Source organism: Serratia sp. NFX21 (assembly GCF_048517035.1).
GTDB lineage: Bacteria > Pseudomonadota > Gammaproteobacteria > Enterobacterales > Enterobacteriaceae > Serratia > Serratia quinivorans.
In genome coordinates, this window is the sequence record NZ_CP183196.1 from 3,233,190 (window position 1) to 3,256,401 (window position 23,212).

The window sequence follows — 23,212 nt, forward strand, 5'->3', positions numbered from 1 at the left end:
TGCCCCCGATTATTTACACTGAAAGCTGCTCGATAGTCTGCAGGATGCGCTTGTCCGAGATCGGATAAGGCGTGCCCAGTTGCTGAGCGAACAGGCTGACGCGCAGCTCTTCAATCATCCAGCGCACCTCTTTCACCTCGTCATCCTGCTGGCGTTTCGGCGGCAGTTTGTTCAGCCATTGCTGCCAGGCCTGCTGCACCTGTTCCACCCGTAGCATTTGCGCGCGGTCGCGGTGCGGATCGATAGCCAGTTTCTCCAACCGACGTTCAATCGCCTGCAGATAACGTAGCGTATCCGGCAGGCGCTTCCAGCCGTTGTTGGTGACGAACCCACGATAAACCAGAGCGCCGAGCTGAGTTTTGATATCTGACAGTGCCAGCGCCAACGAGATATCAACCCGGCCTTTCAAGCGCTTGTTGATGTTAAACACCGCCGTCAGGATTTGTTCGACCTGTTTGGCTACGCCCACCACCGTTTCATTCAGTTCGCCGCGCACCAGCTCCTGCAGACGGGCAAAGTTTTCCTCCTGCCACACCGGCCCGCCGTGTTCGGCGATCAATTTATCGATGCCGCACGAAATGCAATCGTCGATCAGATCCAGCACCCTGCCGTAAGGGTTAAAGTACAACCCCAGCTTGGCCTTGTTCGGCAGTTTTTCATGCAGATATTTGATAGGTGAAGGAATATTCAACAACAGCAGGCGACGCGTGCCCTGCCACATCGCCTGTCGCTGCTCCTGCTCGCTGTCGAACAGGCGGATCGCCACGCTGTCTTTTTCGTCCACCAGCGCCGGGTAAGCCTTCATCGAGTAGCCACCGCGCTTCTGCTCATAAAACTCCGGCAGTTTACCGAAGCTCCAGATATGCAGATTGCTTTGTTCCAGCCCATCGTCCGCCACCGCCGACAGCGTTTCCTGCACCTTGTCCTTCAGCTTGAGCTTCAATGCCGTCAGATCTTTGCCTTCAAGCAGGGTTTTGTGTTTTTCACCCACCACCCGGAATGTCATCTTGAGGTGATCGGGCACCTGATCCCATTGCCAGTCTTCACGTGACACCGTCACACCAGTCATGCGACGCAGCTCGCGCTCCAGTGAATCCAGCAGCGGCATCTCCAGCGGCGTCGCCCGCCCCAGGAAAGCTTCGGCGTAGTTCGGTGCCGGCACAAAGTTGCGGCGTACCGGCTTCGGCAAGGACTTGATCAAGGCAATGATCAGTTCCCGCCGAATGCCCGGGATCTGCCATTCGAAGCCCTGCTGCTCAACCTGATTAAGAATAGGCAGCGGAATGTGTACCGTCACGCCATCGGCGTCGGTGCCCGGTTCAAACTGGTAAGTCAGGCGCAGTTTGAGGTTGCCCTGGTACCAGGTGTTTGGGTAGTCCAGCGCACTGACCTGATTGGCGCCGTCTTTGATCAGCATTTCCTTTTCAAAACTGAGCAGGTCTGAATTTTGCTTACCGGCGTTTTTCCACCAGTTATCGAAATGGCGTCCGGACACCACATCGTTCGGAATGCGCTGATCGTAGAAAGCAAACAGGGTTTCGTCGTCCACCAGAATGTCACGGCGACGCGATTTATGTTCCAGCTCTTCCACTTCGGCACGCAGTTTCAGGTTAGCGGCAAAGAACGCATGTCGCGTCTGCCAGTCACCTTCCACCAACGCATGGCGGATAAACAGCTCACGGCACAGCAGCGGATCAATGGTGCTGTAATTGACCGAGCGCGCGGCAACGATCGGCAACCCGAACAGCGTTACCTTTTCGCTGGCCATCACCGACCCCTGGGATTTGGACCAGTGGGGTTCGCTGTAGCTGTGCTTCACCAGATGCTGAGCCAGCGGTTCTATCCATTCCGGTTCGATACGTGCGGCAATACGCCCCCACAGGCGGCTGGTCTCCACCAGTTCGGCCACCATGGTCCACTTCGGCGGCTTCTTGAACAGGCCGGAACCCGGGAAGATGGAGAAACGCGCGTTGCGGGCGCCGGTGAACTCCTGCTTGTCGACATCTTTCTGACCGATGTGCGACAGCAAGCCGGTCAGCAGTGCGGTATGCACGCTGCGGTAATCGGAAGGCTCGCTGTTAACCGGCAGCCCCAGCTCTTTCACCACCTGGCGCAGTTGGGTGTAAATATCCTGCCATTCGCGCACCCGCAGGTAGTTCAGGAAATCATTGCGGCACAGCCGACGGAACTGGCTGGAGGAATGCTCTTTTTGCTGCTCTTTCAGCCAGTCCCACAGGTTCACGTAGGCCAGGAAGTCCGAGTCTTTATCCGCGAAGCGACGGTGCTTTTCATCCGACGCCTGCTGTTTGTCCATTGGCCGTTCACGCGGATCCTGAATCGACAACGCCGCGGTGATAATCATCACCTCGCGCACGCTACCGCTCTTCTGCGCTTCCAGCACCATACGCGCCAGGCGTGGGTCGATCGGCAACTGTGCCAATTGACGGCCCTGGGCGGTGAGCTGGTAGTGACCATTCTCTGCCGTTTTAATCGCCCCCAATTCTTCCAGCAGGCGCACGCCGTCCAAAATATTGCGCTTGTCCGGCGCTTCCACGAACGGGAATGCGGCGATGTCGCCCAGCCCGAGCGAGGTCATCTGCAAAATCACCGACGCCAGATTGGTGCGCAGGATCTCCGGATCGGTAAACTCCGGTCGCGACAGGAAATCCTGTTCCGCATACAGGCGAATACAAATACCGTCCGACACACGGCCGCAGCGGCCCTTACGCTGGTTGGCCGAGGCCTGCGACACCGGCTCGATCGGCAGTCGCTGTACCTTGGTACGGAAGCTGTAGCGGCTGATACGCGCCGTCCCCGGATCAATCACATACTTGATGCCCGGTACGGTTAATGAGGTTTCCGCCACGTTGGTGGCCAGCACAATGCGCCGCCCGTGGTGTGACTGGAATACCCGGTTCTGTTCGCTGTTGGACAGTCGGGCATACAGCGGCAAGACTTCGGTATGTGGCAGATTGAGGCGATTCAATGCGTCAGCGGTATCACGGATTTCGCGCTCACCGCTCATAAAGATCAGGATATCCCCCGGCCCTTCGCGGCCAAGCTCATCCACCGCATCGAAAATCGCCTGCAGTTGATCGCGGTCGGTATCGTCGGCGTCGTCCACCACCGGGCGGTAACGGACTTCCACCGGATAAGTCCGGCCGGAAACTTCAATAATCGGCGCGTTGTTAAAGTGACGTGAAAACCGCTGCGGATCTATGGTTGCCGAGGTGATGATGACTTTCAGATCGGGGCGCTTCGGTAGCAGTTCGCGCAGGTAGCCGAGGATAAAATCGATGTTCAGGCTGCGTTCATGCGCCTCATCGATAATCAGCGTATCGTACTGCATCAACAGCCGATCCTGCTGGATTTCCGCCAGCAGGATGCCGTCGGTCATCAGCTTGACCAGGGTATTTTCCCCGACCTGATCGTTAAAACGTACCTTATAACCGACGCTGCCGCCCAATGGGGTTTCCAGTTCGTCGGCAATGCGGTTGGCCACGGTGCGCGCGGCCAGGCGTCGAGGCTGGGTATGACCGATCAGCCCTTTGACCCCGCGCCCCAATTCCAGGCAGATCTTCGGCAACTGGGTGGTTTTCCCCGAGCCGGTTTCACCGGCAACAATCACCACCTGATGGTCACGGATCGCCTGCAGAATATCCTGCTTTTTCTGGCTGACCGGCAGGTTTTCCGGATAGGTTATTTTCGGGCAGGTCGCAGCGCGGGATTGCACCTTACGCAACGCCAGCGCCATGTCACTTTCGATTTCAACGGCAGCCGCCAATTGAGCATCGGGATTTTTGATTTTTCGTGCGCCCTGCAGCCGACGTTGCAGGCGCTGTTGATCACGGAGCATCAGCTCGCCCAGTTGGGCAGACAATGCCGCGAGCGGAGATTTCACGTTCGGTATTCCTTGTTTCATCGCTGCTGTATCAAGCGTTAGCAACGGTTTGGTAATGGGTTAGCCCGTTTTTAGCTTTGGACGCGAAGAATATCACAAGCCGCTTTTTCCCCATAATCCCGCCGCTTAAGGCCCAAAAGGTTATTCAATAAAATCGAACAAAGGTCTCGAAATATTGCGCTATCACTGCTGGAAAAATGTGAATAGAGTGTACTGCATGCAAGGGACGCACCGTCCTGATGTCACTGTCTTAACCTAAGGAATTACCGATGAGCAAAGTATTGGTTCTTAAATCAAGCATCCTGGCAGGTTACTCTCAGTCTAACCAACTGGCCGATTTCTTCGTTGAGCAATGGGCAAGCGCTCATGGCAACGACACTATCACCGTACGTGACCTGGCTGCACAGCCAATCCCGGTACTGGACGGTGAGCTGGTGGGTGCACTGCGCCCTTCCGATACGCCGCTGACCCCACGTCAGACCGAAGCGCTGGCCTTGTCCGACGAACTGATCGCTGAACTGCAGGCCAATGACACCATCGTTATGGCGGCACCGATGTACAACTTCAACATCCCGACCCAGTTGAAAAACTATTTCGACCTGATTGCCCGTGCCGGCGTCACCTTCCGTTACACCGAAAACGGCCCTGAAGGCCTGGTGAAAGGCAAACGCGCCATCATCCTGACCAGCCGCGGCGGCATTCATAAAGGCACCCCGACTGACCTGGTAGAACCTTACCTGCGTCTGTTCCTGGGCTTTATCGGCATCACCGACGTTGAGTTCGTGTTTGCGGAAGGCATCGCTTACGGCCCGGACGTCGCGACCAAAGCACAGGCCGACGCCAAGGCCGTGCTGACTCAGGTGGTTGCCGCCTGATGTCCCTCGCTGGGGCGTAATGCTTGTAAGTTAAGGTGTATTGTTCCCTCTCCTTTGGGAGAGGGTTAGGGTGAGGGGATACATACCAACACGAAAGCCCCTCACCCCGGCCCTCTCCCTCGGGAGAGGGGGACGCCCACTTAAACAACGTCGTACATTCTTATTCAGAACTTTGCTTAACTGACCGGCATTACACCTGACGGCGCGTTTTTTTATTTCTTCAGCCACTGCCCGTTAATACCGCGCACGTATTCCCCTGCCGGGGCTCGCGTTACCAACTTCTGCCCCGCCATGCGCGCCACATCGTCGATGGCAATATGATTGCTGTCCGCCACTTGCTGGTATTTTTCGGTGCGCCCGGCATTAATGTTTTTCACCAACGTCAGCGTTTCGGCGTCCTGCTTCACCGGCGCGATATAACCGCTGAGCGTTTCCCCTACGCGGCCCTGCTGTTTGGCCTCATCGAGCGTCAGCGCCATCGCCATGCTGCTGAACATCCAGGCGGCGGCCATCAAGCCTAAATAACGTTTTTTCATGTTGGCTCCTAGAAAAGGCCGCTTTGGGTTTTCAGCAGATTATCAACGTCCTTATCTACCTTGATGTGGATCTCATGCTCGATCTTCACGTTCATGTTGATGGTGATCGGATCTTTAGGCGTCGCGACCTCGATGCGCGGCACGCAGCCGCTCAGCAAAAACGTGCCCAGCACGGCGACCAGCAATGGCCCGCTGATGATTTTCATGGTTGTTCCCCAGGTTTTGAGAGGGCCTGTTCCAGCCACTCCTGTAAATTGTCGCCAAAGCGCAGACTGCGCCACAGCTGAAACACGTTTTCCTGATGGCTATAGTTCAGGATAACTTCTCGTTTGGCACTTTTTTGCGGATTAACCCCGTCAATGCGCGCCTTCAGCGTCAGCTCACCGAGGTTGTCGAGATCAACCCTGGCTTTCGAGCGGTTAATCTCCATATAGCGCAGCCAGTCGATCGCCGCGCCGGTCGCCAGATTATTGCTGCCGATGGCATCGGCCATATCTTTGTCCAGCCGCAGCGTCAGCATGCCCGAGTTGGCGATCCAACCGTTGCGTACCAGCCATTTGGGATGATTGAGATACAGCGGCAGTTCGCCGTCCACCCGCCCGGACATGGCAAACTGTTTTGGCTTCAGCGCGGTAAACAAGGCGCTGAGATCAACTTTATCCAGTTTCAATACGGCAGCGTCATGCTGCGGCATCCGCAGCGCCGACAGGCTGATATGACCGTTTAATGCATCCATTCCGACGTTGCTCAGCGTCAGCGGTGCCTGTTCGCTGTACGGGTAGGTCCCCTGGAGATCGGCGGTAATATTCTGCATTTCAAACAGGTTGCTGAATGACCTGATGCGTAACATCACCGGCTTTTTGGCCCCCAACTGCCAGAGATGGTTTTTCAGTCGGTAGGACATCACAAAATCCAGGCCGCTCATCTCGCCGTCTTTCAGCCACATGCCGCCGTTTTTCACCACCCAGTGGCCACCGGCCTCAAAGCCCTGTACCCGGGCCGCAGAGAAGGCCGACTGGGCATAAAACTCGCCGTCGCGCAGTTTGATATTCAGATCGGGTGAGATCAAGGGTTGGAACACTTCCATCGACTGTTTTGGCCACCAGCCCTCTCCGCGCAAACGCTCACCGTCCCAGCGGCCTCGCAGTGCTATCGGCCCAATCTGTTCCGCCTGCAGTTTGCCCTGTAGCTGGAAACTGTCCGGCGCCTTGCCCTTGAGCTGCAGCGCCAGCACCGGGGCCGGCAGGTAACCCCCGTTGGTGAAGCTAACCTTGCCGGAAACCAGCTGCAGTTCGCCATTGAATGCCGGGGCCTGCTGGTCACGCTGCCAACGCAGCGGTTGGCTAAGACTGAGACGCGGTGCGTCTACCGTCACCATGCTGTACTTCAATTGATCAAAACCGGTAGAAAGGCGATCAAGCACCAGGGTGCTGTCCTGCCAACTGCCGCTGCCGGCGACGTCCCAGGCAGCCTGTAGCGGCGGCAACTGGCCGTTACCCCAATAGCGCCATTGCCAGTTACCGTGATCCGGCCAAAAATCCTGGGCCTTGCCGTCCAGATGCAGTTTAAAACGGCCCCAATAGCTGTCGCTGGCATTAATGATCGCCTGTAGGCGGCCGGTGATACCGCCCGCGGTGACCTTCACGCCGGCCAGCGGCAACCGCGCCTCTTCCAGTTTCATTTCCGGTGTGGCGTTGCCCCACAAACGCAGCAGTGACCCTGACTGCAACACCAGCGTCGGGTTAAGAATAGTGCCGCTGATGATGCCGGGGATGGAAGCGGTCATGGAAAAATCGGCCATATTCGCCTGACCGGTCAGTTGGAAGCGTAAGTCGCTGTCGATTAGCCCGACCTTACCCGGCCCCAGCGTCAACACCGCGTTGCCCTTGCCGTTGTGGCCGTCGGTGATCACATTTAAACGGGCGCTGATCTGGGCTTCATCAAAGCCTTTGCTCCAGTCATGCAGCGCGATGCTCAAGCCGCCGTTAAGCGGTTGCTGACTGTACGGCCAGCGCCACTCGCCCTGCTTGATACTCACCTGCTGCGGGTTGATCTCCCACGGCAAGGTGGCCAAGGGTTTATCTGCCCCCTTTTCAGTCAGCGTCATCACCCCCTGCTGCTGTTGCCAGCGCATATCCAGCAGCAAAGGCTTTTCCAGATAAGCGGTCTGCAGTTCGCCCTGCAGTGCGCCTTGCGTCGGCATGCTGTCCAAATCCAGCGGAATGCTGATTTTTCCGGTCAGATGCAGCGGCTGCGGGCTGTTGGGCGCGGTGAGCGTCAGGCTGTTCAGCGTCAGTTGTTGATGTTGATCCAGCAGCGCATCAACGCTGATGTTGGGGCCTTGATATTGCAGGCTCTGGCCTTCTGCGGTGGCGTGTATCTGCAGTTTACCGGCATAGAATTGCCACGGCAGCACCGAGAGATCCTTAATGGTGATATCCAGCAGCGGCAGTTGTTTTTGCAGTTGGTCAAGCGCCAGGGGGGCGCTATTGGCATCACCGGCAGGCAATTTTGATAGGCAGGCCGTATCGACATGCAGCTTGTCGCCGATCAGTTGCCAACGCCCTTGCTGATAAGCCAATCGGGTTGGACCGGCGCTGGCAAGCAGGCAGTCTTGCGCTAAAAAGCGGGCGCCATCCAACTGCAAGGCGCCCTGCCGCCACTGTAGTTTGCCCTGCAAAACCAACTGGCTGCCCTGCGGTAACCAGTGCGAGAGCACACGCGGCAGCCAGCGCGGCAGAGTTTGCCACAGCGCCACCAGCAGGATCAGCACACTCACCACAATCCCTATGAATACTTTCAATCGCTTAGTCATTAAATGATTGTTTCATTCCTGAGTTAGGCGCCCTTTGCCCGGGCCAAAGACCGTTTAGGTTTAGGCTAAGTCTATGCCTGAATTGGCAATAATGATGGCATGAATTTGACATAGGGTGAAGCTGAGACCGAAGAAGATACCTTGTACCGGGGCTTTTATAGCCATTGCTGCGGATGCTGTAAGTTTTAGTTACATATTCATCACATGAATATGACCTATTTCAGACTTTTGTTATTGTCGTTACATTTGATCATTAATAGTCTTGCAAGCATTCTAACAAAAGTCAGCTGCTAGCTAACTATACTGAGAAGCCATTCCCCACCCCCCGTGGGGATTTTTTTTTGCTCAGGCCGAAAGAGCCTTGCGCCGCACATCGCCTTGCCAATCCACCCACCACGAATATCCGCCATACTCCAGCGTCGCCAGCTACCCTTAATTGATACCGCCCCAGGCGATGGTAGTTACCCCTTTTTAACGTTACCGAAGCCGGCTAACCAATTGTAGAATTTACTAAAATCTGTTAAATTGATCACAAAAATGACGCTGGAGAAACCACGATGAAAATGGCGATATACAGCACTAAACAGTATGACCGTAAATATCTCGAACTGGTGAATCAGCAGTTTGGCTACGAGCTGGAGTTTTTCGATTTCCTGCTCAGTAAAAGAACCGCCAAAAACGCCGCCGGTTGCAAAGCCATCTGTATCTTCGTTAACGACGACGGCAGCCGCGAAGTCCTTGAAGAACTGGCGGCGCTGGGGGTGGAAATCCTGGCCCTGCGCTGCGCCGGTTTCAATAACGTGGATCTGGACGCCGCCAAAGAATTGGGCATCAAAGTGGTACGCGTCCCGGCCTATTCGCCGGAAGCGGTCGCTGAACACGCCGTGGGGATGATGATGTGTCTGAATCGTCGTATTCATCGCGCTTATCAGCGTACCCGCGATGCCAACTTCTCGCTCGAGGGGTTGATTGGCTTCAATATGCATAACCGCACCGCCGGGGTGATTGGCACCGGTAAAATTGGCATCGCCACCATGCGGATCCTGAAAGGGTTTGGCATGAAGCTATTGGCTTATGATCCCTACCCAAGCGAACAAGCGCTGGAGATGGGTGCCGAATATGTCGATCTGAAAACGCTGTACGCACAGTCCGACGTGATCACCCTGCACTGCCCGTTGACGCCGGAAAACCACCATCTGCTGGACAGTGATGCTTTCAGCCTGATGAAAAACGGCGTGATGATTATCAACACCAGCCGTGGCGCACTGATTGACTCCTCGGCGGCAATTGATGCCTTGAAACAGCAGAAAATCGGCGCACTGGGAATGGATGTGTATGAGAATGAACGCGATTTGTTCTTTGAAGACAAATCCAATGACGTGATCCAGGACGATATCTTCCGCCGCCTGTCAGCCTGCCACAACGTGCTGTTTACCGGCCATCAGGCTTTCCTGACCGAAGAGGCGCTGACCAGCATCTCGGAAACCACGCTGAAAAACATTCACCAATTGGAACAGGGCGAGAACTGCCCGAATCAGCTTAATGCCTGATATTTTTAACAAGGAGAGTCGATGAAAAAGTCTATCTCAGTGGCGTTAACGGCGCTGCTGTTAGCGGGGTGTGGTATGAGCCAGAACGGTAAAACGGTGACAGAAAGCGATCTGTTGCATCACAATTTTGCGCTGCAAAGCGTCGATGGCGTGGCAGTGAAATCACGCCCCGGCAACGGACCCAATCTTGAGTTCGGTGAGAAAATGCACGTTTCCGGCGCCATGTGTAACCACTTCTTTGGCGGCGGCCAATTGCAAGACGGCGTGTTGACGGTGCCTGGGCTGGCTTCAACCCGCATGGCCTGCTCAGACCCGCAACTCAACCAGTGGGATTGGTTGATTGGCGACGTGCTGGGCAAAGGGGCAAAAGTCACCCTCAGCGCTCAGAAATTGACACTGAGCGGCAGCGGCCACGTCCTGGTCTATACCCAGCGAGACTGGGTGCAGTAATCCCTGTTCACCAGGCCCAGGTGGCCTGGTGTTCTTTCCGGTTTAACCGGCGGTTGAACAGGCTCCCTGACCCAGCGTCCATTCTTCGCATTGCTTACCATTCGGCATCTGGCACATTCTTACCGCCTCGCCGTTTAAATTGTGCGTCACGGTAGTGGTACCGCCCACGCTGGCGCAGTTCGCGCTGGTCTGTAAGGTATTGATTCTGGCACTGTTGCCCTGCTGTACTGGCTCTTCATTTTTGCTGCTGCATGCGGCCAAAAGCAATACGGCACCGGCCAGCAACCATTTTGATGTTGTCATTATCCCACTCCTGAACCCGGAACTAAGCTGTGTAAAATCGCCATTGCCGATAACTCGCGTCACTTATTACGGACACGTTTCGTTATCTTTGATGCAAACCTATTTAATCTAGCCTGATATATAAATAATGAAAATATATTCCTGCAATTATTTGGCGTTTATTTGAACGTTGCGATCATTCTTGTCGTCACCGCGGCTTTCACGCAGCTCATGGAGCAGCCAGCGTGCGGTCTGGGCGACACGTGCGATAACAGGTTCGAAGGAGCAGATTGGGAGCAATAGACGGGCTGGGAATTGTCAGACAATAGTAAAAAAACAGCGTTGGTTTTGTTACTGGGTGAATATAACTGATTCATTATTTTCAGTTATTATTACTGAGGCGTTCAGCCAGCGTCACTGAATGTCACGCTGGCTATGTTCACCTTAAAATAACAATTAGTGCGCCGCCGTTTTCGACAGTAAATTAATCACCAGTACGCCGGCAATAATTAACCCCATCCCGAGAACTGCCGGTAAATCCAGTTTTTGCTGATAAACAAATACTGCCGCAATGGACACCAGAACAATGCCCATACCGGACCAGATAGCGTAGACGATGCCTAGCGGCATGGTTTTAACCACCATCGACAGCCCCCAAAAAGCGACCGCGTAACCGACCACCACCACCAGCGACGGCCACAGGCGGGTAAAGCCTTCAGAGGCTTTCAGCATGGTAGTGGCGACCACTTCCGCCACAATCGCCATGGCTAAATACATAAATCCGCTCATCGTTTTTTCTTCCGTAAGTTCACCTGTTCGACAGTATGACGCGCTGGAAATAAATTGTCGTTAAACAACCATGACAATTCGTCTTCGCGGCGTGATTTTAATGCGGGAAATATCAACTTACAGTAACTCTGGTCGATTTTTCCACCGCCACACAAATGCGATAAAGGGCCAATATATCCCTCTGCTAGACTTTGTTAATTACTGCAAGAGGCGACTTTTGCGGCTTTTTGAGCAATGAAAGGTAAAGTCGATGATTACTACAGATGGTAATAACGCAGTCGCTTCCGTGGCCTATCGCGCCAGCGAAGTGATTGCCATCTACCCGATTACACCCAGTTCGACCATGGCGGAACAGGCCGATGCCTGGTCCGGCGACGGCCGTCAGAATATCTGGGGCGACGTACCGCGAGTGGTGGAAATGCAGTCGGAAGGCGGTGCGATCGCCACCGTGCACGGTGCATTGCAAACCGGCGCACTGTCGACCTCATTTACCTCGTCGCAGGGCCTGCTGTTGATGATCCCGACGCTGTACAAACTGGCCGGTGAACTGACGCCGTTTGTTCTGCACGTCGCCGCACGGACCATCGCTACGCACGCACTGTCGATTTTCGGCGACCATTCCGACGTGATGGCGGTACGCCAGACAGGCTGCGCCATGCTGTGCGCCAGTAACGTGCAGGAGGCGCAAGACTTTGCGTTGATTTCTCAAACGGCGAGCCTCAACAGTCGCCTGCCGTTTATTCACTTTTTTGATGGTTTCCGCACCTCGCATGAAATCAACAAGATCGTCCCGCTGAGCGACGATACCCTGCGCCAGATGCTGCCGCAGGAAGCGATTGATGCGCACCGCAGCCGCGCGCTGTCACCGGACCATCCCGTGGTGCGCGGTACCTCCGCCAACCCGGATACCTATTTCCAGTCCCGTGAGGCCACCAATCCCTGGTATAACGCGGCCAGTCAGCACGTGATTGATGCGATGGACAAGTTTGCCCAGATCACCGGCCGGGCCTATCAGCCTTTTGAATATTACGGTCATCCACAGGCCGAACGCGTCGTGATCCTGATGGGGTCCGCTATCGGTACCTGCGAAGAAGCGATCGACGCCCTGCTGACTCGCGGCGAAAAAGTCGGCGTGCTGAAAGTACGACTGTTTCGCCCCTTTTCCGCGCAACACCTGCTCAGCGTGCTGCCGGCAAGCGCAACCAAAATCGCCGTACTGGATCGCACCAAGGAGCCAGGCGCGCTGGCGGAACCGCTGTATCTGGACGTGATGACCGCGCTGGCCGAAGCCTTCAGCCGGGGTGAACGCGCCAACATGCCGATGGTGATCGGTGGCCGTTATGGATTGTCCTCAAAAGAGTTCGGGCCGGACTGCGCGTTGGCAGTATTTAAAGAACTGGCGCTGGACAAACCGCGCCCGCGTTTTACCGTCGGTATTTTTGACGATGTGACCGGCCTTTCCCTGCCGCTCAGTGAAGAAACCCTGCCGCAGCGTGCCTCGCTGGAGGCGTTATTCTACGGCCTGGGTAGCGACGGGTCGGTTTCCGCCACCAAAAACAACATAAAAATCATCGGCAACAGCACGCCGCTCTATGCCCAAGGCTATTTTGTCTACGATTCGAAAAAGGCCGGTGGCCTGACGGTGTCGCATCTGCGCGTCAGTGAACAGCCGATTAACTCGGCCTATCTGGTCAGTCGCGCTGACTTTGTCGGCTGTCACCAATTGCAGTTTATCGATACCTACCAGATGGCGGAGCGCCTGAAACCCGGCGGCATTTTCCTGCTCAATACCCCGTACGGTGCGGAAGAAGTCTGGTCGCGGCTGCCGCAGGAAGTGCAGGCGGTGCTGCAACAGCGTCAGGCGCGATTTTACATCATCAACGCCGCCAAACTGGCGCGGGAATGCCGACTTGGCGCGCGTATCAATACCGTGATGCAGATGGCGTTTTTCCACCTGACCCAGATCCTGCCGGGCGATGTGGCACTGCAGCAATTGCGCGACGCCATTGCCCGCAGCTACAGCAGCAAGGGCCAGGATATTGTTGAACGCAACTGGCAGGCGCTGGCCGCTACGCTCGATGCACTGATTGAGATCTCGCTGCAGCCGGTTAACGACAGCAGCCCAATGCGACCACCAATCGTTTCCGACGCCGCGCCTGACTTTGTCAAAACCGTCACCGCCGCGATGCTGGCCGGATTGGGCGATGCACTGCCAGTGTCCGCCTTCCCGCCGGACGGCACCTGGCCAGTGGGCACCACCCAGTGGGAAAAACGCAATATCGCCGAGGCGATCCCTATCTGGCAGCCGGATCTGTGCACCCAGTGCAACCACTGCGTTGCAGCTTGTCCGCACTCCGCCATTCGCGCCAAAGTGGTTCAGCCGGAGGCCATGGAGAATGCCCCTGCCTCGCTGCAATCGCTGGACGTGAAGGCGCGAGATATGCGCGGTCAGAAATATGTGCTGCAGGTAGCGCCGGAAGACTGTACCGGCTGCAACCTGTGCGTTGAGGTGTGCCCGGCGAAAGACCGCCAGGATCCTGACATCAAGGCCATCAACATGGCGCCACGGCTGGAGCATCTGGCCGTGGAAAAAGAACACTACGACTTCTTCCTGCAACTGCCGGAGATCGACCCGGCGCAGATCGAGCGGATCGATATTCGCACCTCGCAGCTGATTTCGCCGCTGTTCGAATACTCCGGCGCCTGTTCCGGCTGCGGCGAAACGCCGTATATCAAACTGTTGACCCAGCTTTATGGCGACCGGCTGCTGATTGCCAATGCCACCGGCTGCTCATCCATTTACGGCGGCAACCTGCCCACCACGCCTTACACCACCAATGCCGAAGGGCGCGGCCCGGCCTGGGCCAACTCGCTGTTTGAGGACAACGCCGAATTCGGTCTGGGTTTCCGCCTGACTGTCGACCAGCACCGCAGCCGCGTATTGCGCCTGTTGAACACGCTGGCACCGCAGTTGCCGACACAATTGGTTAATGCTCTGCAGATGGAAGATATCGCACCGGAACCGCGCCGCCAGCAGATTGCTGAACTGCGCGGCCTGTTGACGAAAATTGAAGGCAACGATGCACGCCAACTGGCGACCGACGCCGATTATCTGGTGGATAAGTCCATCTGGTTGATTGGCGGTGACGGCTGGGCTTACGACATCGGGTTCGGTGGGTTGGATCACGTCCTTAGCCTGACCGAGAACGTCAACGTACTGGTGCTGGATACCCAATGTTACTCCAACACCGGTGGCCAACAGTCGAAAGCTACCCCGCTGGGCGCAGTCACCAAGTTCGGTGAGCACGGCAAGCGCAAGGCACGTAAGGATCTGGGCGTCAGCATGATGATGTATGGCCATGTGTATGTGGCGCAAATCTCGCTGGGTGCGCAGCTCAACCAGACGGTGAAAGCGATTCAGGAAGCCGAGGCCTATCCCGGCCCGTCACTGATTATTGCCTACAGCCCCTGCGAAGAGCACGGCTACGATCTGGCGCTCAGTCACGACCAGATGAAGCAGTTGACCGCCACCGGTTTCTGGCCGCTGTACCGCTTCGATCCACGCCGTGCCGATGAGGGCAAAGCTGCGCTGGCGCTGGACTCCCGGCCGCCAAACAGCAACCTGACCGAAACGCTGCTGAAAGAACAGCGCTTCCGCCGCCTGAACTCGCAGCAACCGGAGGTCGCCAGCGCGCTGTATCAGGCCGCAGAGAAAGAGCTGAAGGAGAAGTACGACTTCCTCAGCCTGCTGGCCGGCAAAGGGGAAAAATCCTCCGCCGAGTAAATCATCGGGGCGCGACCGGTTCGCGCCCCGCTTCCAGCCAGCTTTGCCGCTGTGCCTCTTTCACCGCCCCCCGCACGTAGCTCGCCTTTCCCGGCTGATAAAAAACGTTTCCAGGCGTAAAAACACCGCTACATTCGGCCCTGCAAGCCACACCCTAAAAATTTTCCGAGAGGATCATCTTGCCCAACAAGGGGATAGCTGCGGATCCTCTCGCCCCTGACTTTCTTTATGGTTGTAATGGCTAAAACTCGCTTATACTGTATATAAAAACAGTACAGAGAAATGCACCATGAAACACTTTTTCCCCACGCCAACCCCAGAGAAACAGTTCATTCCGCTTTACGCCGATAACGTCCCGGCGGGCTTTCCCAGCCCCGCGCAAGACTATATACACGCGAGGATCGACCTCAACGAGTACTGCATTAGCCACCCTTCGGCGACTTACTTTCTGATCGCTTCAGGAGAAAGCATGATCGAAGCCGGGATCACCGACGGATCCATGCTGGTGGTCGATCGCAGTATTGGTGCCTGTCACGGCGATATCGTGATCGCCAGCATCGCAGGCGAGTTCACGGTTAAGCGCCTGTGCCTGCATCCTGTCAAACAGCTTGAGCCGATGAACCCGACATTCAGGCCGATACCGCTCCCGGATGATGGTGCGGAACTGGACATTGTCGGCGTGGTGGTTTCAACCATCACCAGGCTGAAATAATGTACGCCCTGGCCGATGTAAACAACTTCTATGCGAGTTGTGAAACGCTGTGGCGTCCGGATCTGCGTGGCCGCCCGATTGTTGTTCTGTCGAACAACGACGGCTGCGTGGTGGCACAGAGCAAAGAGGCAAAGGCCCTGGGCCTGAAAACAGGCGCGCCCTATTTCAAGATAAAGCATGATTTTGAGCGTGCCGGGGGTATCGCATTCAGCAGCAACTACGAGCTGTACGCCGATATGTCGATGCGAGTGATGGCCGTGCTCGAAGAAATGGCACCGCGGACCGAAATGTACTCTATCGACGAAAGCTTTCTGGAGCTTGCCGGGGTACAAAATTGTGTCGATTTGGCCACCTTTGGGCACCAGGTTCGCGCCCGCGTTTTGCGATGCACCGGCCTCACCGTCGGCGTCGGTATTGCCCAGACCAAGACGCTGGCAAAGTTGGCGAACTACGCGGCGAAAAAATGGAGTCAGACCCAAGGCGTGGTTGACCTTTCCAACCAGGAGCGGCAGCGAAAACTAATGGATAAAGTACCGGTAGCAGAAGTCTGGGGCATCGGGCGGCGCATAACCAAAGAATTGCAAAATATGGGGATCAAAAGCGCACTGCAGCTGGCGGATGCAAGCACCACGATGATCCGCAAGCATTTCAGCGTGGTGGTTGAACGCACGGTGCGTGAACTGCGTGGTGAACCCTGTTTGTCACTTGAGGAGTTTGCCCCCACCAAACAGCAAATCATTTGCAGCAGATCATTTGGCGAACGCGTCACTGAATACCAGGATATGCATCAGGCGATCTGCATGCACGCTTCCCGCGCGGCAGAAAAACTGCGTGCAGAACACCAGTATTGCCGGAATATCAATGCATGGGTTAAAACCAGCCCCTTCTCGGCCAATGAAAAGTATTACGGCAACACCGCGAGCATCAGGCTCAATACGCCGACGCAAGATACGCGCGACATCATCGCCGCTGCGATTCGATGCCTTGATAAGATATGGCAGCCCGGCTACCGCTATCTAAAAGCCGGCGTTATGCTACAAGACTTTTACTCGCAAGGCGTCGCTCAGTTGGACTTGTTCGATGAGTATCAGCCACGGCCTAACAGCGCACGCTTAATGGCCGCGTTGGATAAAATCAATCAGTCCGGGCATGCCGGGATCTGGTTTGCCGGGCAAGGAAACCAACAGACATGGTCGATGAAACGTGAGTTTCTCTCTCCCGCTTACACCACGCGGGTGGCAGATTTGCCACGTGCCCGCGTGTACTGAGGCAAGCAAACCGCATTTGCTATCCGGAGCGGATGGATGAAATACCCAAGCAGCCCATAGAATGCTAAACTCGCTGCCTAAAACTTTATGCCCATAGTGCCCCCAATTGAGAACGAGCACGATTTAAATGTCAGAACAACAAACAGTTAGTCAAAAAGAGCAGTACAATCTGAACAAATTGCAAAAGCGCCTGCGTCGTAACGTGGGCCAGGCGATCGCCGATTTCAACATGATTGAGGAAGGCGACCGCATCATGGTTTGCCTGTCCGGCGGCAAAGACAGCTACACCATGCTGGAGATTTTGCGCAACCTGCAGCAAAGCGCCCCGGTCAATTTCTCACTGGTTGCGGTCAACCTCGATCAGAAACAACCCGGTTTCCCCGAGCATATTCTGCCGGCCTATCTGGAAAGCCTGGGGGTGGAATACCAGATTGTTGAGGAAAACACCTACAGCATCGTCAAGGACAAGATCCCTGAGGGCAAAACCACCTGCTCACTGTGTTCACGCCTGCGCCGCGGTATCCTTTACCGCACCGCTACCGAGCTGGGGGCCACCAAAATTGCCCTTGGCCACCACCGCGACGACATTCTGCAGACGCTGTTCCTCAACATGTTCTACGGCGGCAAGCTGAAAGGCATGCCACCTAAACTGATGAGCGACGATGGCAAACACGTGGTCATTCGCCCGCTGGCTTACTGCCGTGAAAAAGACATCGAGCGGTTCTCGGTTGCCAAAGGCTTCCCGATTATCCCGTGCAACCTGTGCGGCTCGCAGCCTAATCTGCAGCGCCAGGTGATTGGCGACATGCTGCGCGACTGGGATAAACGTTATCCGGGCCGGCTGGAAACCATGTTCAGCGCGATGCAAAACGTAGTGCCTTCGCACCTGAGTGACTACAACCTTTTTGATTTCAAAGGGATTCACCACGGCAGCGAAGTGGTTGACGGTGGCGATCTGGCCTTTGACCGTGAAGATATTCCAATGCAGCCGATCGGCTGGCAACCGGAAGATGCGGATGATGCCGCCCCAGTGCGTTTAGACGTTCTCGAAATCAAGTAAGTCGTTATTCCGCCCGCACGCTGTGGGCGGAAATTTCCCTTCATCAGTTTTCGATCCCGCTCGCAATTTCAGCAGAATTCATCGGACAGTGTCGTTTTTATCCTGTACTGTGTTTTTATACAGTCACTGGAGATAACCGATGAACATCACCCCCTGCTTGTCTCACGTTTCTCTCGGCAGCAATCATTTTGACGCCGCAGCCGACTTCTACGATCGAACCCTTGCCGCGCTAGGTTGCCGGCGGGTGTTGGAACACCCTGGCGCCATTGGCTATGGGCGTGACTATCCGGAGTTCTGGTTGCAGGTACCGATCGACGGTAAACCGGCCACTACCGGCAATGGCCTGCACGTGGGTTTTTTCGCCACCAGCAAACAGCAGGTCGATGATTTTTACCGCCAGGCGCTGCAGGCCGGTGCGACAGATGAAGGCGCCCCCGGCTCACGGCCACACTATGGCGAAGCCTATTACGGCTGCTTTGTTCGGGATCTGGACGGACATAAGATCGAGGCCAGTTTCTGGGATGAGAGTGCGGCCTGACGGGCAAATTGCAGACAAAAAAATGCCGGTGATTAAACCGGCATCGTATGAATCAATGTGCTATGCAGTAATTCTAAATATAAGAAAGTAAGACAATTATGGAGCACAACGCCCATCGCTTGACGTTGCATTCACCTGCGAGATAGATCATGCCCCATTTCCCTCCGGTAAAAGTTGATATCGCTCAATGTTAACCGGGTTATCAGCGTTTTTTGGCTACAGCCAGCGGCGTCGCTTCAGCCACCAGCCCAGGCCGAACACCAATCCGGTCAGCGTCAGGCAAAACGTAGCAAAACCAAAAGGGTTGTCGCCGCCTGGAATGCCGCCCAGGTTGACGCCGAACAACCCGGTCAAAAAGGTCGTCGGCAAAAACACCATCGCCAATAATGACATGGTGTAGGTTCGGCGGTTCATGGCATCAGCCATCACGGTGGTGATTTCATCAGAAAGGATCGCGGTACGGGCAATGCTGCCGTCCAAATCATCCAGGCCGCGTCCTAATCTATCGGCAATATCCTGCATGCGACGACGGTCGTCATCATTCATCCAGGGCAGACGATCGCTGGCCAGCCGGGAAAATACATCACGTTGCGGTGCCATATAGCGGCGCAGTACGATCAGCTGTTTGCGGATCAGCGCCAGTTGCCCGCGTTCGGGAACCTGTTGCTCCAACAGCGAATCTTCCAGATCGATGATCTTGTCATGCAGATCCTCGATAAACTCACTGGCGTGATCGGTCAGTGCATCCGAAATTTCCACCAGCCAGTTGCCGCTGTTGGTCGGCCCGATGCCGCTTTGCAGATCGTTCACCACCTGGTCGATGGAAAAAACCTTGCGATGGCGGGTGGAAACGATCAGTTTATCCGTCATGTAGACGCGAATGGTCACCAACTGATCCGGCCGTGAATTGGCGTTAAAGTTAATGCTGCGCAGTGTAATCATGGTGCCATCGCCCACCTTACTGACGCGTGGCCGCGAACTCTCTCCTGACAGCGCCTCTCTGACCGCATCCGGCAGCAGTGGCGTGGTGGCCAGCCATTCGGCGCTGGCAGGGTGCGCATAATCGAGATGCAGCCAGCAAGGCTCATCGCAGGTAACTTTGTCATCGTAATCAATCGATGTTACACCGCCCTTGCCATCGAGCTGGTAGGCATACACTGCGTCAGGAACCTGTAACTCGCGCCCCTCAATGACTTCCATTCCTCATCCCCTCTGCTTTTCAGTTATTCCAGAGTCTAGCGTTAATGGTAAGCGGATCAAAGATGAAGCCGTGCGAATACTGCACCTGGGAGGAGCTTATGCGCTAACATGGATAAATAACGCACAACGCGCGGCCGGGCACCTAATGAAATCCACTTCGACATTCTTGTTAGCCTCAGTTTTGGCGTTTGCTCCGGCGCCGTTTCATCCGCTGTTTGCCGCAGATAACTCACTCAACGCTATCGCGGACGCATATCGGGTCAAATTGGGTGAGTCAGCGGGTGACCTGCCTTACTTCGTCGCGAAATATCATGGCCCCACGCCACACAGTGCGTTAATCGTACTGCACGGGCACCCCAGAGATGCGGGGAAAACCCTGGCTGCGGCGCTGAAAGCCGCTCAACTGGCAGCCAAAACCGACGACAGGCTGCTGGTTGCCCCGCTGTTTCCGGTTAGCGATGCGCAGGCCGCACGCTGTCACTCCCCCGGAGTGCCACCCGCACAGGCAGATGACGCACTCTGGAGTTGCAGTTCCTGGATCGAAGGGGATCTGGACAATCAGGGGAATACCAGCTCATTTGCTGCACTGGATAGTCTGGTTGCCGAGCTGAAAATAAAATGGCCAACGGTACGGTCGGTGACCATCGCCGGCTTCTCTGCCGGGGCACAGTTTGTGCAGCACTATGTCGGGTTCGCCCATCCGCCGGCCGGCGTGAAGCTGCGTTACGTCATCGCCGACCCCGGCAGTTGGCTCTATTTCGATAGCCGGCGGCCGCAGCCGGTAAAAAATGATCGCCCTGCCGACTGGCGCGACTGTAACCAACAAGGCGGCTGTAGCTTTGATTGGGTTGAGAACAGGAATGATGTCTGCCCGAACGTCGATCGTTGGAAATACGGCATTGAAGCAGTTCCGGCCTTTCTCGACCAAAACAGCACATCGGTGCGCCAGCGCTATGCATCGGCGGATATCACCTATCTTGAAGGCGAGAAGGATACCGGCAGCGCACCCGGCACTTTCTACAAAATACTCGATAAATCCTGCGCAGCTCAGGCGCAAGGCCCCTACCGACTGCAGCGCGGCATCGCCTATGCCGCTTACGACCGGCGGTTTATTGCGCCGCACGCCAAACGTGATTTGCTGATCGTTCCCGACTGTGCCCACGATGTAGCCTGCGTATTTCCTTCGACGACAGGCCGTAGCGCATTGTTTGATGCCCCATAGTCCTGCCACCTAAGTAGAAACCCCGCTCTCGCGGGGTTTGATGGCAACACATGGGACTATCGCAATATATCAATGCTTCAAAATATACATCGTCTGGCTGTACGCCACGTCTTCCGGATTGGTGATCGGGTAGCCTTTCACCCAGGGTTTGATCAATCGGCCATTGGTATACTGATAAATTGGCGCGATCGGTGCCTGTTCGGCGATGATCTGCTCAAGTTTGTTGTAGTCAGTGGTCAAGGCTGCCGCACTGGTTTCTCGGCTGGCCTGCGCGAGCAGTTTGTCGTAATCCGCACTTTTGAATTTAGCGATATTTCCGCTGTGGGTTGAGCTTAACAACGACAGGAAGGTCGAGGCTTCATTGTAATCGCCGACCCAGGAAGCACGCACCACGTCGAAATTGCCGGTGTTACGGCTATCGATATAGGTTTTCCATTCCTGATTTTGCAGCTTGACGTCAATACCGAGCGTTTTCTTCCACATTGAAGCCACGGCAATCGCAATTTTCTGATGGCTTTCCGAAGTGTTGTACAACAGCGTCAGTTTCAGCGGATTGTTCGGGCCATAACCTGCCGCCTGCATCAACGCCTTGGCCTGGGCGTCCAGTTCGGCCTGTGGTTGCTGTTGCAACAGGCTCACTTCCGGCTTAAACCCGGCGGTAACATCCGGGGTGAAGTGGTAAGCCGGTTTTTCACCGGTCCCCAACACTTTTTCGGCGATAATCTTGCGATCGATAGCGTAAGACAATGCCTTGCGCACCCGCACATCGTTAGTCGGCGCGCGTTGGGTATTAAAAGCATAATAATAGGTGCCGAGCTGATCCGGGGTATAGACCTGGTTTGGGATGTCTTTCAGCAGTTTTTGGTACATGTTTTTCGGGAAGGACTCGGTGATATCGATATCGCCGGCCAGATAACGCTTGGTGGCGTTGGATTCCTGGTTAATCGGCACAAAGGTCACTTTGGTCAACACCGTATGCGCATGATCCCAATAGTGATCGTTTGGCGTCAGTACCAGTTTCTCGTTAACTACCCGTTCCTGCAGTTTAAACGCGCCGTTACCGACCAGGTTGCCGACTTTGGTCCAGTCGTTGCCAAATTTCTCTACCACCGCCTTGTTGACCGGGAACAGGCTGAAGTTGGCCGTCAGGCTGACAAAATACGGCACCGGTTTGTTCAACTGCACTTTGAAGGTGTAATCATCCAGCGCGGTGACGCCCAGCTTATCGGCAGGCAGCTTGCCGGTAATGATCTCATCGGCGTTTTGGATGCCGGCCAACTGGGCAAACCAGGCAAAAGGTGACAAGTTCTTCGGCTCAACCAGCCGCTGCCAACTGTAAACGAAGTCTTTCGCCGTGACAGGGTCACCGTTAGACCAGCGCGCATCTTTACGCAGGGTGAAAATATAGGTTTGGTTATCGGTGGTTTGCCAGCGGGTTGCGACGCCGGGGATCACCTTGCCGTTGGCATCCTGGTTCACCAGCCCTTCAAACAGATCGCGCGCCAATTGTGCTTCCGGCAGGCCAACCGCTTTAATGGGATCGAGTGAGGCTGGCTCATCTTTGATATGGCGAACTATTTCCTGTTTCTCCGCCAGCGTAGTACCTGGGGGAACCTGAGCCGCCATGGCGCTGCTCAACCCTGCGCCAATCGCCACGGCACACAGCGCCAAACGAAAACCCTGTTGAATTTTTTTTCTCGTCATTCTGATTTATCCCCCGTTAACCATCTGAATTTTTTATCTTATAGCACAAGATTAGTCTCACCTAGAGTTCCCGGCGGACAAGATGTAAAAACTGGGGGCCAGGCAATAAAAATGCCCGCACGACGGTGTCGATACGGGCATTTTCTGTTAGTCGGCTTTATTAGTCGTAAAGGTGAATGGTATTGATGCGGTAGCTGAATTCTTCACCCTCTTCTTCATCAAAAATGGTGAAGAAGCCTTTCTCTGCCAATGGCTTGGCATGAATATCGGTTTTTTGCATCTGGCGCGACTCGGCATCGTCAAAACCATAGTCGAGATAGAAGCTGTTTTTCTGGTAATCGACGTGCAGAGTAAACGGATAGTTGGACTCATCGCCACGCCCGTCGTCGTTCTTCACCACGCCAAACCATTCACCCTGACGGATCTGGTTTTCCTCGTCCACGCCGCACAGCAGCGTGATGGTATCCTTATCATTTTCGCTATAGCTGGCAACTATTCTGGCTACTGGCATGTTAAATCCCCTGTT

The 23,212-nt window shown here is 55.3% G+C and carries 18 protein-coding genes; 9 read left to right on the forward strand and 9 right to left on the reverse strand.

Features of this window, described 5'->3' with window-relative positions:
- Positions 1-13 precede the first annotated feature (13 nt).
- Positions 14-3,901 (reverse strand): ATP-dependent RNA helicase HrpA, encoded by a 3,888-nt coding sequence (gene hrpA, locus ACNT1W_RS15235; protein WP_419245806.1) that lies wholly within the window; start codon positions 3,899-3,901, stop codon positions 14-16.
- A 269-nt stretch (positions 3,902-4,170) separates the two neighbouring features.
- Between hrpA and azoR the strand changes: the two genes are divergently transcribed.
- Entirely contained in the window at positions 4,171-4,776 is a 606-nt protein-coding gene (gene azoR, locus ACNT1W_RS15240; protein WP_012145324.1) for an FMN-dependent NADH-azoreductase, read from the forward strand.
- Between the two features lie 212 nt (positions 4,777-4,988).
- Here azoR and ACNT1W_RS15245 read toward each other — a convergent pair whose 3' ends face one another.
- From ACNT1W_RS15245 to ACNT1W_RS15255, 3 genes are read right to left on the reverse strand one after another with little or no spacing between them, the layout of a single operon-like run.
- Positions 4,989-5,312: a YdbL family protein gene (locus ACNT1W_RS15245; protein ID WP_012145325.1), complete on the reverse strand. Its 324-nt coding sequence runs from the start codon at positions 5,310-5,312 to the stop codon at positions 4,989-4,991.
- Positions 5,313-5,320: 8 nt separating this feature from the next.
- The gene (locus ACNT1W_RS15250) at positions 5,321-5,518 is read right to left on the reverse strand and encodes a YnbE family lipoprotein (protein WP_012145326.1); all 198 of its coding nucleotides are present in this window, start codon (positions 5,516-5,518) and stop codon (positions 5,321-5,323) included.
- A complete protein-coding gene (locus tag ACNT1W_RS15255) occupies positions 5,515-8,127 on the reverse strand; it encodes a YdbH family protein (RefSeq protein WP_419245807.1) in 2,613 nt (870 codons plus the stop codon). The genes ACNT1W_RS15250 and ACNT1W_RS15255 overlap by 4 nt, the downstream gene beginning before the upstream one ends.
- A gap of 557 nt (positions 8,128-8,684) precedes the next feature.
- On the opposite strand from ACNT1W_RS15255, the gene ACNT1W_RS15260 reads away from it, so the two are divergent.
- Positions 8,685-9,677 carry a 2-hydroxyacid dehydrogenase gene (locus tag ACNT1W_RS15260; RefSeq protein ID WP_012145328.1) on the forward strand — a complete coding sequence of 331 codons (993 nt, stop codon included), beginning with the start codon at positions 8,685-8,687 and terminating at the stop codon, positions 9,675-9,677.
- Between the two features lie 21 nt (positions 9,678-9,698).
- Positions 9,699-10,127, forward strand: a complete 429-nt coding sequence (gene hslJ, locus ACNT1W_RS15265) for a heat shock protein HslJ (RefSeq protein WP_012145329.1) — start codon at positions 9,699-9,701, stop codon at positions 10,125-10,127.
- A 42-nt stretch (positions 10,128-10,169) separates the two neighbouring features.
- Here the strand turns inward: hslJ and ACNT1W_RS15270 are convergent, their stop codons facing one another.
- The gene (locus ACNT1W_RS15270; protein ID WP_017892986.1) at positions 10,170-10,430 is read right to left on the reverse strand and encodes a DUF333 domain-containing protein; all 261 of its coding nucleotides are present in this window, start codon (positions 10,428-10,430) and stop codon (positions 10,170-10,172) included.
- Positions 10,431-10,865: 435 nt separating this feature from the next.
- Positions 10,866-11,198, reverse strand: a complete 333-nt coding sequence (locus ACNT1W_RS15275) for an SMR family transporter (RefSeq protein WP_012145331.1) — start codon at positions 11,196-11,198, stop codon at positions 10,866-10,868.
- A gap of 250 nt (positions 11,199-11,448) precedes the next feature.
- Between ACNT1W_RS15275 and nifJ the strand changes: the two genes are divergently transcribed.
- From nifJ to ACNT1W_RS15300, 5 genes are all read left to right on the forward strand, one after another.
- Entirely contained in the window at positions 11,449-14,982 is a 3,534-nt protein-coding gene (gene nifJ, locus ACNT1W_RS15280) for a pyruvate:ferredoxin (flavodoxin) oxidoreductase (protein ID WP_419245808.1), read from the forward strand.
- 289 nt (positions 14,983-15,271) lie between these two features.
- Positions 15,272-15,694 carry a translesion error-prone DNA polymerase V autoproteolytic subunit gene (gene umuD / locus ACNT1W_RS15285; RefSeq protein ID WP_012145333.1) on the forward strand — a complete coding sequence of 141 codons (423 nt, stop codon included), beginning with the start codon at positions 15,272-15,274 and terminating at the stop codon, positions 15,692-15,694.
- Positions 15,694-16,962, forward strand: a complete 1,269-nt coding sequence (gene umuC / locus ACNT1W_RS15290; protein ID WP_419245809.1) for a translesion error-prone DNA polymerase V subunit UmuC — start codon at positions 15,694-15,696, stop codon at positions 16,960-16,962. The genes umuD and umuC overlap by 1 nt, the downstream gene beginning before the upstream one ends.
- A 127-nt stretch (positions 16,963-17,089) precedes the next feature.
- On the forward strand, positions 17,090-18,022 hold the full coding sequence (ttcA, locus tag ACNT1W_RS15295; protein ID WP_012145335.1) for a tRNA 2-thiocytidine(32) synthetase TtcA: 933 nt from the start codon (positions 17,090-17,092) through the stop codon (positions 18,020-18,022).
- 139 nt (positions 18,023-18,161) lie between these two features.
- Positions 18,162-18,560 (forward strand): VOC family protein, encoded by a 399-nt coding sequence (locus tag ACNT1W_RS15300; RefSeq protein WP_012145336.1) that lies wholly within the window; start codon positions 18,162-18,164, stop codon positions 18,558-18,560.
- Positions 18,561-18,776: 216 nt separating this feature from the next.
- On the opposite strand, the gene zntB is transcribed toward ACNT1W_RS15300, so the two are convergent.
- A complete protein-coding gene (gene zntB, locus ACNT1W_RS15305) occupies positions 18,777-19,760 on the reverse strand; it encodes a zinc transporter ZntB (protein ID WP_261137119.1) in 984 nt (327 codons plus the stop codon).
- Positions 19,761-19,905: 145 nt separating this feature from the next.
- Here zntB and ACNT1W_RS15310 point away from each other — a divergent pair, with 145 nt between their 5' ends.
- The gene (locus ACNT1W_RS15310) at positions 19,906-20,982 is read left to right on the forward strand and encodes a hypothetical protein (protein ID WP_419245810.1); all 1,077 of its coding nucleotides are present in this window, start codon (positions 19,906-19,908) and stop codon (positions 20,980-20,982) included.
- A gap of 69 nt (positions 20,983-21,051) precedes the next feature.
- Here ACNT1W_RS15310 and ACNT1W_RS15315 read toward each other — a convergent pair whose 3' ends face one another.
- The gene (locus ACNT1W_RS15315) at positions 21,052-22,686 is read right to left on the reverse strand and encodes a peptide ABC transporter substrate-binding protein (protein WP_419245811.1); all 1,635 of its coding nucleotides are present in this window, start codon (positions 22,684-22,686) and stop codon (positions 21,052-21,054) included.
- 160 nt (positions 22,687-22,846) lie between these two features.
- On the reverse strand, positions 22,847-23,197 hold the full coding sequence (locus ACNT1W_RS15320) for a hypothetical protein (RefSeq protein ID WP_419245812.1): 351 nt from the start codon (positions 23,195-23,197) through the stop codon (positions 22,847-22,849).
- Positions 23,198-23,212 lie beyond the last annotated feature (15 nt).